This window comes from Tessaracoccus terricola (assembly GCF_054776555.1).
Genome location: NZ_BAAHBS010000007.1, coordinates 17,495 through 30,928, shown reverse-complemented (window position 1 = coordinate 30,928; position 13,434 = coordinate 17,495). Strand labels below are relative to the sequence as shown.

General features: G+C 71.8%; 12 protein-coding genes. 7 read left to right on the top strand and 5 right to left on the bottom strand.

Going from position 1 to position 13,434, the window contains the following annotated elements; genetic code table 11:
• Positions 1–48: 48 nt before the first annotated feature.
• Positions 49–483 carry a division/cell wall cluster transcriptional repressor MraZ gene (mraZ, locus tag ACYU7G_RS16050; RefSeq protein ID WP_461110041.1) on the bottom strand — a complete coding sequence of 145 codons (435 nt, stop codon included), beginning with the start codon at positions 481–483 and terminating at the stop codon, positions 49–51.
• Positions 484–687: 204 nt separating this feature from the next.
• Here mraZ and ACYU7G_RS16045 point away from each other — a divergent pair, with 204 nt between their 5' ends.
• The 4 genes from ACYU7G_RS16045 (at position 688) to ACYU7G_RS16030 (ending at position 5,550) form a co-directional block, all read left to right on the top strand.
• Entirely contained in the window at positions 688–1,656 is a 969-nt protein-coding gene (locus ACYU7G_RS16045) for an AAA family ATPase (protein ID WP_461109691.1), read from the top strand.
• Between the two features lie 2 nt (positions 1,657–1,658).
• Positions 1,659–2,909 (top strand): DUF58 domain-containing protein, encoded by a 1,251-nt coding sequence (locus tag ACYU7G_RS16040; protein WP_461109690.1) that lies wholly within the window; start codon positions 1,659–1,661, stop codon positions 2,907–2,909.
• Positions 2,906–5,083, top strand: a complete 2,178-nt coding sequence (locus ACYU7G_RS16035) for a transglutaminase family protein (RefSeq protein ID WP_461109688.1) — start codon at positions 2,906–2,908, stop codon at positions 5,081–5,083. The genes ACYU7G_RS16040 and ACYU7G_RS16035 overlap by 4 nt, the downstream gene beginning before the upstream one ends.
• A gap of 77 nt (positions 5,084–5,160) precedes the next feature.
• A complete protein-coding gene (locus ACYU7G_RS16030) occupies positions 5,161–5,550 on the top strand; it encodes a DUF3040 domain-containing protein (RefSeq protein WP_461109686.1) in 390 nt (129 codons plus the stop codon).
• A 4-nt stretch (positions 5,551–5,554) separates the two neighbouring features.
• Here ACYU7G_RS16030 and dinB read toward each other — a convergent pair whose 3' ends face one another.
• The 4 genes from dinB to ACYU7G_RS16010 are packed head-to-tail and all read right to left on the bottom strand — an operon-like array spanning position 5,555 to position 11,110.
• Entirely contained in the window at positions 5,555–6,730 is a 1,176-nt protein-coding gene (gene dinB, locus ACYU7G_RS16025; RefSeq protein ID WP_461109684.1) for a DNA polymerase IV, read from the bottom strand.
• On the bottom strand, positions 6,727–10,515 hold the full coding sequence (locus tag ACYU7G_RS16020; protein WP_461109682.1) for a DNA polymerase III subunit alpha: 3,789 nt from the start codon (positions 10,513–10,515) through the stop codon (positions 6,727–6,729). The genes dinB and ACYU7G_RS16020 overlap by 4 nt, the downstream gene beginning before the upstream one ends.
• Positions 10,512–10,838 carry an SAV_6107 family HEPN domain-containing protein gene (locus ACYU7G_RS16015; RefSeq protein WP_461109680.1) on the bottom strand — a complete coding sequence of 109 codons (327 nt, stop codon included), beginning with the start codon at positions 10,836–10,838 and terminating at the stop codon, positions 10,512–10,514. Before ACYU7G_RS16015 ends, ACYU7G_RS16020 begins: the two co-directional genes overlap by 4 nt.
• Positions 10,838–11,110, bottom strand: a complete 273-nt coding sequence (locus ACYU7G_RS16010) for a DUF6504 family protein (RefSeq protein ID WP_461109678.1) — start codon at positions 11,108–11,110, stop codon at positions 10,838–10,840. Before ACYU7G_RS16010 ends, ACYU7G_RS16015 begins: the two co-directional genes overlap by 1 nt.
• 250 nt (positions 11,111–11,360) lie before the next feature.
• Between ACYU7G_RS16010 and ACYU7G_RS16005 the strand changes: the two genes are divergently transcribed.
• The 3 genes from ACYU7G_RS16005 to ACYU7G_RS15995 are packed head-to-tail and all read left to right on the top strand — an operon-like array spanning position 11,361 to position 13,395.
• Positions 11,361–11,630, top strand: coding sequence for an acylphosphatase (locus ACYU7G_RS16005; protein WP_461109676.1), 270 nt, complete (start codon positions 11,361–11,363; stop codon positions 11,628–11,630).
• A gap of 38 nt (positions 11,631–11,668) precedes the next feature.
• Positions 11,669–12,850 carry a hypothetical protein gene (locus ACYU7G_RS16000; RefSeq protein WP_461109674.1) on the top strand — a complete coding sequence of 394 codons (1,182 nt, stop codon included), beginning with the start codon at positions 11,669–11,671 and terminating at the stop codon, positions 12,848–12,850.
• Positions 12,847–13,395 carry a DUF1707 SHOCT-like domain-containing protein gene (locus tag ACYU7G_RS15995; protein ID WP_461109672.1) on the top strand — a complete coding sequence of 183 codons (549 nt, stop codon included), beginning with the start codon at positions 12,847–12,849 and terminating at the stop codon, positions 13,393–13,395. Before ACYU7G_RS16000 ends, ACYU7G_RS15995 begins: the two co-directional genes overlap by 4 nt.
• Positions 13,396–13,434 lie beyond the last annotated feature (39 nt).

Below are 13,434 nucleotides of genomic sequence, written 5' to 3'. Positions count from 1 at the left end.
GAAGTCAGGGCGGGAGTCCCGGCCGGGAGCCACCACCTCAGCTGCCGCTCATGTGCCCAACCCCGACATGAACTCGCCGTCCAGGTCCGCGAAGTCCGACTCCTGGCTGGCCGAGTACTCCTCCCAGACCTTCAGGTCCCAGATCTCGGCGCGGTTCATCGCACCGATCACCACGACGTCGCGGTCCAGCCCCGCGTAGGTGCGCAGGATGGGCGGGATGGTGACCCGCCCCTGCTTGTCCGGCACCTCGTGACTGGCGCCGGCACTGAGCATGCGCTGGTAGTCCCGCACCTTCTTGACGGTGGAGGGCGCGTTGCTGATGTCCTCCATCAGCTTGGTGAAGGTGTCCATCGGGTAGACGGCGAGCGCCCGGTCTTGGGCACGGGTGACGACGAGGCCCTCGGACAACTGGTCGCGGAACTTCGCGGGCAGGATCAGCCGGCCCTTGTCGTCCAGCTTGGGCTGGTACGTCCCGAGGAACACCGATGTCACCCCCTTCCGCTCCAATAGTCATCCAAACCCCTCCACTTGCCACCACATTACCCCACTTCCCTCCACTTTCCGCTCCCTTCGGGCGTGTTCCGCTCCTCATCCGCGAACACCGCCCTCACGCGGCGGTTGGGAGAGCAACTACGCTGAAGCCCGGAGTGTCGTCGGGTCGGCACCGAAGAAGGAGAAGGAGAACCGGTGCAGCAAGCAGCCGCAACCCCGTCCCTGGCCGAGGTGGCCGACGTCGTGAACCGCGTGGCCGAGGAGATCGCCAAGGTGATCGAGGGCAAGCCCGCGCAGATCCACACCGCGATCCTCGTGCTGCTCGCAGAGGGCCACCTCCTCATCGAGGACGTCCCGGGAGTGGGCAAGACCGCCCTGGCGAAGGCACTGGCCCGGTCCATCGACGGGGACGTCAAGCGGATCCAGTTCACCCCGGACCTGCTGCCCAGCGACGTCACCGGAGTGTCGGTGTTCAACCAGAGCAGCCGGGAGTTCGAGTTCAAGCCGGGCGGCGTGTTCGCCAACATCGTCGTAGGGGACGAGATCAACCGCGCCTCGCCCAAGACCCAGTCGGCCCTGCTCGAGGCGATGGCCGAGGGCCAGGTCTCGGCCGACGGCAAGACCTACCAGTTGCGGCGCCCGTTCATGGTGGTGGCCACCCAGAACCCGATCGAGATGGAGGGCACCTATCCCCTCCCCGAGGCCCAGCGCGACCGCTTCATGGCCAGGATCGAGATGGGCTACCCGGCGCGCCGGGCCGAGGTGGCGATGCTCACCTCGCAGGCCGGCGGCGAGCGGCTCGGCAGCATCCGCCCCGTGACCGACGTGAACTTCATCGCCCGGGCCACCGAGGCCATCCGGCAGGTCTACGTCGCCCCCGTCATCAACGACTACATCGTCACCCTCGTGGACAACACCCGCACCTCCCCGGACCTGCGCCTGGGCGCCAGCCCGCGCGCCTCCCTCCACCTGATGCGCGCGGCCCGTGTGGAGGCGGCCCTCGCGGGGCGCGACTACGTGATCCCCGAGGACGTCCAGCGCCTCGCCCCCATGGTGCTGTCGCACCGGGTCCTGCTGACCGTGGACGCGCAGGTGGCCCGCCTGACCAACGAGCAGGTGGTCTCCGGCATCGTCGCCAACACGGCACGACCGAGCCGGGGCTGAGCTTGAGCGCACCACTGCTGCGGCTCACCGGACGGGGACTGGCTCTGCTGGTCCTCGGCATCGCCATCGCGATCGCGGCGGCGACCATCGGTGAGCCCGACGTCGTGTGGATCGGGATCCTGCTGGTGACGCTGCCCGTCCTGGGCCTCACCCTGGTCGGCCTCACCCACCCGAGGCTCAGGATGCAGCGACGGGTGGAGCCCGAGGAGGTGCCCCTCGGCAGCCGCCCCCGGGTGGTCATCGACCTGGAGAACCGCCTCCCGGCCGCAGTGTCCGCCCTCGACTTCCGTGATCGCGCACCCTCGGAGTTCGGCTCCGACGCGAAGTTCTCCCTGGTCCGCGGGCTGGGCGCCTGGCAGCAACCCGTCGGCTACGACCTGCAGGCCAACCACCGCGGACACTTCCGCCTGGGGCCGCTGCGCGCCACCGCGACCGACCCGCTCGGGATGGCCAAGTACTCGTGGTCCGTGCCCGGCGACGACGCCACCCTGAGCGTCACCCCACGGGTCCACGAGCTGGCGCGCCTGCGCGACAGCATGGGCGCCGGTTCCTCCGGCGACGCCACGCCGCAACGCATCGGTCAGGCCGGGCAGGACGACGTGCTGGTGCGCGAGCACCGCCACGGCGACGACCTCCGGCGCGTCCACTGGCGCATGAGCGCCAAGCAGGGCGAGCTGATGGTGCGGCTGGAGGAACACCCCTGGGACCCTTCGGCGACGCTGGTGATCGACACCCGCAGCCGGGCGCACTTCGGCGAGGGTCCCGACGGCACCCTGGAGTGGTGCATTTCGCTCGGCGCCTCCGTCGCCGCCGAACTGCTCTCCGGGCGCTACCGGATCACCATCCTGTCCGCCGACGCCGAGGTACTCTCCCCCGGCCACGTCGACAGCCTGAGCGGGCGGCAGCGGATGCTGCGCCGGCTGACCGACATCACACCGTCGGGGGCGACCACGCTGATGGAGGGGCTCGAGGACTCGAGCGGGACGAGCAACGCGCAGTCCATCATCGGGGCCCTCGGCCTGCTCCGCGCGGGCGACGCCGCGGCACTGACCGCTGTCGGATCCAGGATGCTGCAGTGCGCCGCCCTGGTCCCCGACGCCGCCGCCTTCGGCGCCGGTCCGGCCGACGTCGCCGTCCATGACGATGCCTGCCGGCTGCTGGAGGCCGAGGGCTGGACCGTCCAGCGCTACCTGCCGGGCCAGTCCGTGCCGGACGCGTGGCTCGCGATGCTGGCCAGGAGGCAGGCGAGATGAGGTTCACCCACTCCCCGGCCAACTCCGTCGTCATCGCCGTGACGGCGTTCCTCGCCGCGCTCACGCTGCAGCCGATGCTGGCCGACGGCGCCTACCTGGCCTGGGTGGGGCTCGTCGTGGCCACCTCCGGGATCGTGGGGGCCCTCGGCGCACTCGCGCGTGCCCCGCGGATGGTGACGATCCTGCTGCAACTGCTGGCCATGGTCGCCCTGCTGGTCTGGAACGGCCTGGAACGGGCCGCCACTTTGCCCGGCACCGAAGGGACCGGACCCATCGGGTCCCTGGTGGCGCTGGCCCGCTCCGGCAGCACCACGGTGCGCGAGGGTGCCCTCCCCCTGCCCAGTGAGACGGGCCTGCTGTGGCTGATCGCCGCGATCCTCGCACTGGTCGCCATCACCCTGGAGCTCCTCGTCAACGGCCTGGAGCAGCCCGCCTGGGCGATGGCGCCGTTGAGCGTCCTCTACGGCATCGGTGCGCTGGCCCTGCCCGGGGAGATGAGTTGGAAGCACTTCGCCCTGGTGGCGCTCGGCTACGTCGCCATCCTCCTGGTGACCACCGGCTTCGGCAGTGGACGCCGCGCCGGCAGCCGGACCCAGGTGGGCCAGTTCCAGGCCTCGCGCGTCGCGGTGGGCGTCGCACTCGCGCTGGTGGCGGCGCTGCTGGCGCTGTTGGTGACCCCGACGCTGCCGCTCGGCCCGAAGCAGCCCTGGCTCGAGGCCGGGCAGGACGCCCCGATCCAGCTCTCGGACCCCACCATCAAGCTGAACGAGAACCTCAACCGGCCGCAGGAGACCGACGTCCTGACCTACCGCACCGCTGACGGCCGCCCCACGTACCTGCGCACCGTCGCCCTCACCCGGCTGACCACCGGCGGGGCGCAGCTGGTGCCGATGCAGCTGGAGACCAGCGGCCTGCCGGACCTGGGCAACGGGCCGGGAGAACGCGTGGAGGTGGAGGTGGAGATGGACTTCGCCTCCGAGTACCTGCCGGTGCCGTTCGCCGTGGAGTCCTTCAGCGCGGACGGCCGCTGGGCACACGACCCGAACACCCTGGCCGTGGTGTCCACCGGCGACGACCGCCTCAACCAGACCGTCGGGCTGCGCTACACCGCCCGCGCCAACGCGCCCACGCCCTCCATCGAGGAGGTCTCGGTGGCCTCGGCGGGGGCGGACCCCGCGGGCGGCGAGACGCTTCGGGTGCCGGAGGGCCTCGACGCGGCGGTCACCACGCTGACGCAGGAGGTGACCGCCGAGGCGGCTGACGACGGCGCCAAGGCGCTCGCCATCCAGTCGTTCCTGCGCTCGGAGCCCTTCCAGTACTCGTTGGAGGCACCCCAGTCCACGGACCTGGACACCATCAGCAACTTCCTGCTGACCGACCGGTTCGGTTACTGCATCCACTTCGCCGCCGGGATGGTCACGATGTCCCGGATCGCCGGCATCCCGGCCCGCATGGCGGTGGGGTTCACCCCGGGTGAGCAGGCCGAGGACGGCAGCTTCACGGTCACCACGCACAACATGCACACCTGGCCGGAGCTGTACTTCGAGGGACTCGGCTGGGTCCCGTTCGAGCCCACCAAGTCCGTGGCCTCGCCCCCGGAGTACACCAACCCCGACGTGGCCCCCACCGCCGAGCCGTCGGTGGAGCCCAGCCCATCGCCGACGCCCACCTCGCAGGAGACCGACTTCCCCGAGGTCACCCCCACCCCCACGGGCCCGGACGGCCAGGGCGAGGTGGATGAGCCGGTGTCCCTGGCGGGGCTGTGGATCGCCCTCGCCGTGGTGCTCGTGGCGGCGGCGCCGTTCCTGGTGCGGACCGGGCTGCGGTGGTGGCGCCTGCGTGACGGGCAGGACCCGTCGGAGGCGGCGGCCGCCGCGTGGGACGAGGTCAGGGCGACGTTCATCGACCTCGGGATCGACTGGGACGACCACACCCCCACGATCGCGGCCGAGGCGATGACCAAGGACATGCCCTTGTCCAGCGCCCCGGTGCTGGCGGCCATCGCCGCCACGGTGGAACGGGCCCGGTTCTCCCGGGGCGGCGCGGACGTCTCCGGGCTGGCCGAGCAGGTGCGCACGCTGCGCAAGGACCTGGTGGCCGTGCAGCCCAGCGGCTCCCACGCCCGGGCTGTTTTCCTGCCCGCTTCGCTACTGCCGAACCGCTCGGGGACGTAGGCTTGGGGCAGCCCCTCTTTAACCCAGTCCGGGGCAGACATACAATGGGGCATCGGCCCATACGCAAGGAGTTCGGGATGGCTTTGTCAGAGCAGGAGCGCAAGCTGCTGGAGCAGCTTGAGGCGTCGCTCATGGCCGACGACCCGAAGTTGGCCGAGACGCTGAAGGGCACGGGCACCGTGAAGGTGCACAGACGCCGCGCAACCATCGCCGGCCTGGGCTTCATCGCGGGCATCGTCGTGCTGATCGCGGGCGTGCAGGTGCACCCGATCGTGAGCATCCTGGGCTTCGTGCTCATGCTCGTGGCCGCCATCGTCGGCGTGAACTCGTGGCAGCGCGTGGCCGGCGAGGACGACAAGGGCGAGTCCCAACCCGCCCCCACCGACGGCAACCCGAAGCCACCCAGCCAGGACTTCATGGAGAAGCTCGAGGAGCGCTGGCGCCGCCAGCACGGCGGGGACAACTGATCCCTCAGGACGCCTTGCGTGTCAACCTCGCCCGGCGCACCGCCGCGGGACCGAACCTGAGCACCACCCGATCGATCGCGGCCTCCGCCTGCGCCCACCCCACCTCCGGCTCGTCGAGCGCGGGCTGCAGGTAGGTCTCCTCCTTCGCCACCAGCTTCTCCACCCGCACCCCCACCCGCCGGATCCGCGCGCGCTGCAGGTTGAGGCGCCGGAACAGCCGCATCGCCTCGGCGTGGATGTCCCCGGTCAGGTCCGTGGGCGCCTTCAGGGTCCCGGTGCGGGTGATGGTGGTGAAGTCCGCGAACCGCACCGACAGCGTCACCACCCTGCCCACCATCTTCTGCGCCCGCATCCGCGACGCAGTCCGCTCCGCCATCCGCAGGATCTCGGTGGTGACCACCTCCACGTCGTCGGTGTCACGGGAGAACGTCTCCTGCGAGCCGACGCTGTGCTCGGCCGGCTCGCGTGCGATCACGGAGCGCTCGTCGCGCCCCCACGCGAGGTCGAACAGCATAGCGCCCATGCCGTCGCCGAGTGCCCGCTGCAGAGTCTGTTTGGGGGTGTTGGCGACGTCGCGCACCGACTTCAGGCCGATCTCGTTGAGTTTGCCCGCGGTCACCCCCCCCACGCCCCAGATGGCCTCGACGGGCAGTGGGTGCAGGAACTCGATCACGTCCTCCGGCCGCACCAGCCGCAGCCCGTCGGGCTTGGCGGCCTTGGAGGCGAGCTTGGCGATGAACTTGCTGGGCCCGATCCCGACGGAGCACGCCACCCCCTGCTCGTCCATCACCTGGGCGCGCAGCTCCTCGGCGATCAAGGCCGGGTCCCCACCGAGCCTGCGCAGGGCGCTGGTGACGTCGATGAAGGCCTCGTCGATGGAGACCATCTCCACCTGGTTGGTGACTGCGCAGAAGATCTCCTCGATGGCGTCGGAGACGGCGGAGTAGCGGTCGAAGTCCGGGTGGACCACGGCCACCTGCGGGCACAGCCGCCGCGCCCTGACCGACGGCATGCCGGAGGTGATGCCCCAGGCCCGGGCCGGGTAGTTGGCCGAGAGCACCACCCCGCGGCTGGAGCCGCCGACGAACATCGGGACGGTCCGCAGTTCGGGGTGGCGGGCCATCTCCACGGAGGCGTAGAACGCGTCCATGTCCACGTGCAGGATCACTGGCGCGTTCATCGGCCGGCGCTCCCCGGGCTGGAGTGCCACAGCTTGCGCGGCGCCTCCGCCGCGCCGGTGCCGGACGGCTTGACGTCGGCATACGGCGACTGCTTGAAACCGCTGGCGTGCACCAGCACCCGGCGCCGCCCCATGCCCCCGCCGCGGGTGTGGTCCTGCGGGTCCGGCGGCGGCTCCTCGCCCGCCGCCAGGGTCTTGGTGCGCACGGCTCGGCGTTCGGCATCCTCTCCCCACTCGTCGGGGATCCACTCGCCGACGCCGCCCCAGCCCTCGGGCACCTCGTCGATGACGTCGGTGACCGCGGCCATGGCCTCGGTCGGGGTGGCGCCGCCCTCGATGGCGTGCGCCCACGCCTCGTGGACGTGGCCGAGGTCCCACGCGCCGGTGGCGCGGATGGAGATCCCGCGGGGACCGGTGCGGCGGATCACGCCCCGCACCAGCAGCATCCAACTGTTGAACACCGTCGCCGCGTACGGGCCCTGGACGTTCTCGAAGAAGGTGGCATCCACGGGGCCGGTGGAGTCGTCGAGGGTGAGGAAGACCACGCGCCTGCCGGAGCGCACCGGTGGCGTCTGTGTGGCCACCTTCACCCCGGCCACCAGCACCTCGGAGCGGTTGCGCCGCTCCAGCAGGGCGCGGGAGCTGGTGGCCCCGATGGCGGACAGGAACGGCAGGTAGCGCTCCATGATGTGGCGGCTGGCGTCCAGGCCGAGGATCTCCAGTTCCGCCTTGAGGCGTTCGTCGTCGTCCATCTCGGGAAGGCCGGTGGCGACGACGTCGCACTCGGCCTCGCCGTCGTCGAAGTCCAGGGCGCCCTGCACGAACTGCTCGGCCACCTCGGCGGCCCGGCTCTGGGCGCGGGCCAGCGAGCCCGGGTCGTCGGCCACCACCTGCGTGCGGCGCCTGCCCCGCGCCTTGGAGGCGTTGCGATCGTCGGCGCGGCGCAGGCGCTGCAGGTCCGCGAGCGCCAGCAGCAGGTCACGTCTGGTGATCCGGGTGCGGGACTGCACCCCGGCGCGGGCCCCGATGCCGTAGCAGGAGTCGAACGCCCCCGCCAGGATCAGGTTCCGTGCCACCGGCTCGTCCACCTTGGCACGGTTCCAGAAGTCGCTGAGGGAGGCGTACGGCTGCCCCGCGACGATGCGCTCCACCTCCGTGCCGCTGATCCCCTTCACGTCCGCGAGGGCGAGCCGGATGCCCCAGTGGCGCCTCCCACCGGCCCCTTCGAGGCTCGCTGCCGCTCGCGCCTCAGGGAGACTGGGATCGGGGTCCGGGATGTGTTCGGCGCGGTAGGTGCCGTGGCTGCGGTTGATGTCCAGACCGAGCACCGCCACCCCCATCCGGCGGGCTTCCTCCAGCAGGAGCCGCTTGGGGTACATGCCCGGGTCGTGGGTGAGGACGCCGGCGAGGAACTGGGCGGGGTGGTGCCGCTTCAGCCAGGCCGACTGGTAGGTGGGCAGCGCGAACGCGGCCGCGTGGGCCTTGCAGAACCCGAAGGAGGCGAACTGGACGAGGATGAACCACAACTCGTCGATGGTGGCCTCCTCGTAGCCGCGTTCCCGGGCCTTCGGGTAGAGCCACTCGCGGACCTGCTCCTGGCCCTCCTTGTCCCCCAGCGCGCGGCGCACCTCGTCGCCCTGCGCCAGGGAGCAGCCGGTGGCGATGCTGATCAGCATGATGATCTGTTCGTGGAACACCACCACGCCGCCGGTCTGCTCCAGTGCCGGGATGAAGCTGGGGTGCAGGTAGTCGGGTTCCCGCCAGCCCTGCCGAGCCTCCAGGAAGGGGGTGACCATGTCCGACTTCACCGGGCCGGGGCGGAACAGGGAGATGTCGATGATGATGTCGGCGAAGGTCTCCGGCCCGAACTTGCCCACCAGTTCCCGCTGCCCGGGGGACTCGATCTGGAAGCAGCCGAGGGTCTGCCGGTTGCGGATCATCTCGTAGGTGTCGTCGTCGTCGAACGGTGCGAGGGCGTCGATGTCCGGCACGGGGCCGGCTTCGGGGACGCGCTCGATCTCGGCCAGCGCGTGGGACATGGCCGACTGCATCCGGATGCCCAGCACGTCCAGCTTCAGCAGCCCCAGGTCCTCGACGTCGTCCTTGTCGAACTGGCTCATGGGGAAGCCGCCGTAGCTGGCCTCCATGGGAGTGCGCTGCCCCAGCGAGGAGTCGCTGAGCAGCACCCCGCACGGGTGGAGGGCGATGTGGCGGGGCAGCCCGTCGAGGGACTCCACCAGTTCGAACAGCACCTCCAGTCGCTTCTCCCCCAGCCCGGCCGCGCGCAGTTCGGGCAGGTCCCGCAGCGCTGCCCGGGCGTCGCGGGCCCGGATGTGGGGGAACGCCTTGGCCATGGCGTCCACCTCCACCGGCGGCAGGCTCAGGGCGGCACCGACGTCGCGGACGGCGTGGCGCACCCGGTAGGTCTCCAGCATCGCCACGCAGGAGACCCGCTGCCCGCCGAAGACCTCGAGGATCCGCTCGTAGATCTCCGTGCGGCGGTGGGACTCGACGTCGAGGTCGATGTCCGGCAGCGCCACCCGCAGCGGGGAGAGAAACCGCTCCATGACCAGGCCGTACCGGATGGGGTCCACACCGGAGACGCCGAGCGCGTAGTTGACGAGGCTGCCGGCGCCGGAGCCGCGGGCGGCGCAGCGGATGCCGAGGTCTCCGATCAGGCCGACGACGTCGGCGACGGTGAGGAAGTAGGACTCGAACCCGAGCTTGCCGATGACGGCGAGTTCGTCGTCGAGCCGGTCCAGCACCTCTCGCGCCGGGGTGCCGTAGCGCTCCACCAGCCCGGACTCGCAGCGGGCGCGCAGCACCGCGGGAGCCTCCTGCGGGGTGGTCCCGAGGGTCTCGAACTCGGGCAGGCGGATCTCGCCCAGGCCGATGTCCTCGACCGGGTGCAGGCGGCACTCCTCCCCCAGCTCCCGGGTGCGGCCGAGCAGCCCGTCCACGTCGGTCCCGGACAGGTGGGCCACCTCCCGGGCGGCCGCCAGCATCGCCCCGGTGGACTTCAGGTGGCCCTCGGCGTTGCGGCGGTCCACGTTGCGCAGGTCCAGCGGCACCAGCCGTCGGGCGGCGTCGAGGACGTCGGCGGTGGCGGCCTGCCCGCGGTGGGCCATCCGCACCATGTTGGTGAGCACGGAGCGCAGCCCCAACTCCTCGGCGAGGTGCACCATGCCGGCCGCCTGGTGGGCCGAGGCGGGCCCGCGGCCACCGGTGTGGTGGTTGGTGGCGGCCAGCACGAGGCCGTCCCCCACCAGTTCGCGCCAGCGGGCGACCTCGTCCCGGGCGGCGTCGAGCTCCCCGGCGGCGACGAGTTCCCCTAGCCGGGAGTCCGCGCCGAGCATGACGACGGCGTCCCGGCCTGCGCAGTGGTTGCCGATCAGTTCGGCCGTGGCCACTGGTTCTGAGCGTTCCCCGGAGAGGTGCACGCGGGAGATGAGCTGGCACAGGGTCCCCCAGCCCCGCCGGGAACTGGCGAGCACGACGGCGCGCGGCAGCCGCTCGTCGCGCAGTTGCCCGCCCCGGGCGGCGGCGGGGCGGCGCACGGGTGGGCCCCCGTCACCGACGGCCAGGTCCACCCCCACCACGGGCATCACACCGGCCTTGAGGCAGGCCTTCGCGAACCGCACGGCCCCGTAGAGGCCGTTCCGGTCGGTGAGGGCGAGGGTGTCCATGCCGTGCTCGGCGGCGGCCGCCACCAGGGCGCTGGGGTGGGAGGTGCCGTACTGGAAGGAGTAGCCGGAGGCCACCCTCAGGTGCGTGAACGGGGTCATGAGACACCCCTGGCCCGTCTGACGCGGCGGGCGGCGTCGGCGGTGAAGCGTTCGAGGTCGCGGGCGAGGTCATCGGCCTCGCGCTCACTGATGATGGCGTGCTCCCCCGCTGCCGCCACCTCCACCCGCATGGCCAGGTAACCGAAGAACGAAGCCCACTCGCCCAGTTCGGGGGCCGCCAGCCCCAGCAGTTCCCAGACGTCGTGGCGCCCCGGGAAGCGGCGCGGCGAGGCCGAGATCACCTTGAGGGCAACCTGCTCGGCCTCCCGGTGGGCGTGGACGTAGCGGTCCGCGGGCCGCAGCAACGGATCGGGTGCGCGCATCAGTCGCTCACCGCCTGCAGCACCCAGTCCTCGTCGCCGACGGAGTGGGCGAGTTCGTAGACGCCGCGGTGCGAGCCGTTGCCGGCCTCGACGCGCCAGACCTCGCGCTCCCGGGTGAGGTCACCCACCCCGGGTTCCGGGTGTTGCCACCACGCCGTCGAGCGGCTCCACCTGCCCTGGACCTCCTTGACCAGGAGCAGCCGCCCCCGCCAGATGAACTGCCTGGGTTGGTCGCTGAACAGCACGTGGATGGGTTCTTCGTAGCTGCGCATGAGGGCCTCCCGCGGGATCGTCCGCCCGGCTCCCCGGGCGATGTGTGTTCTGAGATTCGACCCTCGTCGGGAAGCTTCGGGTCCGGCGCAGGGGTCGAGTCCACGCCGGACCCGAAGCGGCCCAGATGTGTCGAACGGTTCGAACGGAGCCCTTCCCCAAGACCCTCCTGATTCGAACGACTGTTCGATACGTTGACCACTATAACCCCACCCTCCGACAACAGGTCAAGGGCGGGGCAGGATGGTCCCCATGAGACGAGTGCATGTCATCGTGACCGGAACCGTGCAGGGGGTCGGCTTCCGCTGGAGCACCCAGCTGCGGGCCGAGGAACTCGGACTCTCCGGCTGGGTCCGCAACCGCCCCGACGGCACCGTGGAGGCCGAGCTGGAGGGCCCGGAGGACACCGTGGAACAGCTGCTCTCCTGGATGGCTGACGGTCCGCCCAGCGCCCGGGTGCGGGACCTCCGGACCCGCGACGTCGGGGTCACGGGCGCCTCGGGCTTCGAGGTCCGGGCCTGACCCATTCGGTGTCTCCTGCTGGCGCTAAGGTCTGGCACATGACCCTGACTGTGCGCGGCGCCTCCATCGCCGGGATGGCCGCCGCTGCCCGGTTGGCACGGCTCGGACACGGGGTCACCCTCATCACCGACGGCGAACCCCTCGGCACCCGCTGGGCCGCCGTCCCCGGACCGGGCGGGCACCTCGTCGACGCGATGCCGCAGGTGGTCCAGCTGCCCGCCACCTGGCGGGACCTGTTCAAGAAGTCCGGCGGGCACCTGCAGGCCGAGTTCAACCGGGGCGGCCTGGAATGGGCCGAGGCACCGGCTGCCGAGCACCGCTTCGCCGACGGCACCGTCGTCGCCCTCCCCACCGAACGGGGAGCGCGGCACCGAGCCGTGACAGCCGCCTTCGGAGCCGGTGCCGCGGCCCGCTGGCGCAAGCTGGTGGACGGTCTCGACGAGCTCTGGCGGGCCTATCGCCACCACGCGCTCGAGGGCGTGGCCCCCGTGACCACCCGTGAGCAGCGGCGCAGCCTGTGGCTGGACCGCAGCCTCGGGGACCTGGCCGCGGACCTGGCCTCGCCCCTGGGGCGGCTGGTCACGGACCTCGGGGACTCGTCCCGGTCCCCCGCCCTGCTGGCGGTCCGCCTCCACGTGGAGCAGCTCTTCGGGCGTTGGCAGGTCATCGATTCCGACGGCGTCGCACAACGCCCCTCGGTGCTGGTGGACCTGCTCGCCGCCCGCCTGGCGGAGCGTGGCGTCGAGGTCTTGGGGCAGGGCACGGGCACACCGGACGTGGACTGCCGCCCCGGCGCCGCCCGACCCGCCGTCGCCTTCGCCCGGGGCCCGGGACCCGCACGGGCCCCACGCGTGCACCACGAGTTGCGGGAGGGCAGCGTCGACGGCATCACGGAGACGGTGGACCACACCGGCCCACGGCCCGTGGTGACATGGCTGCGCCCCATCACCGAGGGCGTGCTCTCCACCGTCCACGACCACACCTCCCCCACCCCGGACCCGCGCTGGGGGCTCGAGACCCGCCGCGCCCGCCACTGGCTGCGGCGCCCACCGGTGGTCTCGGACGTCCTGCGGGCCTCGGCGTCGTCCCCGGCGGGTTCGGAGCCGTGGGCCGAACTGGGCAGTGCCGCACTGGCGGTCTACGAGTTGCACGAGCGCCTGACCGGCGAGGACTCCCGCCCGACGAACAAGGACTTCCGCCCCGGTAGGCTGGATCGATGAGCACGCAAAGCCCCTGGGCCGGTTTCAGCACCGACCCGCGCGGTCGGTCCGGCCGTCGACTGCGTGCCTCCGACCGCGACCGTGACCACGCCGCGTCCATCCTCGCGAACGCCTACGCCGAGGGACGGCTGCGCACCGAGGAGCACTCGCAGCGCCTCGACGCGGCCCTGGCCGCCGAGCACCTCGGAGACCTGGTCCCCATCATCACGGACCTCGTGGTCCCGGCCCCCGCCGCTCCACGAGCAACCCCCAGCCGATTCCGGCGGAAGGGGGAACTCGCCCCCGACGCCTCGGGGTGGCGCCGCAAGAGCTTGGCCGCCCGCACCGCTTCCCAGAACCCCGGCCCCCGGATGGTTGCGGTGGCCCTTCCCCTGCTGGTCGCCGCGGCATCGGTCGCCTTCCTGGTGTTCGGCCACTTCCCCTTCTGGCTGCTACTCATCCTGCCGGTGCTGTTCGCGGCCTCCGCCGTTCGACGCGCCAAGGACCGCTCCCCCGGTCCCGGTGGCACCAACCAGTTGCCGAACCCCAACCGGGACGATCTCTGACGCAGCCTCGGGCCGGCGAACCTGGCACGGCGGGCGCCC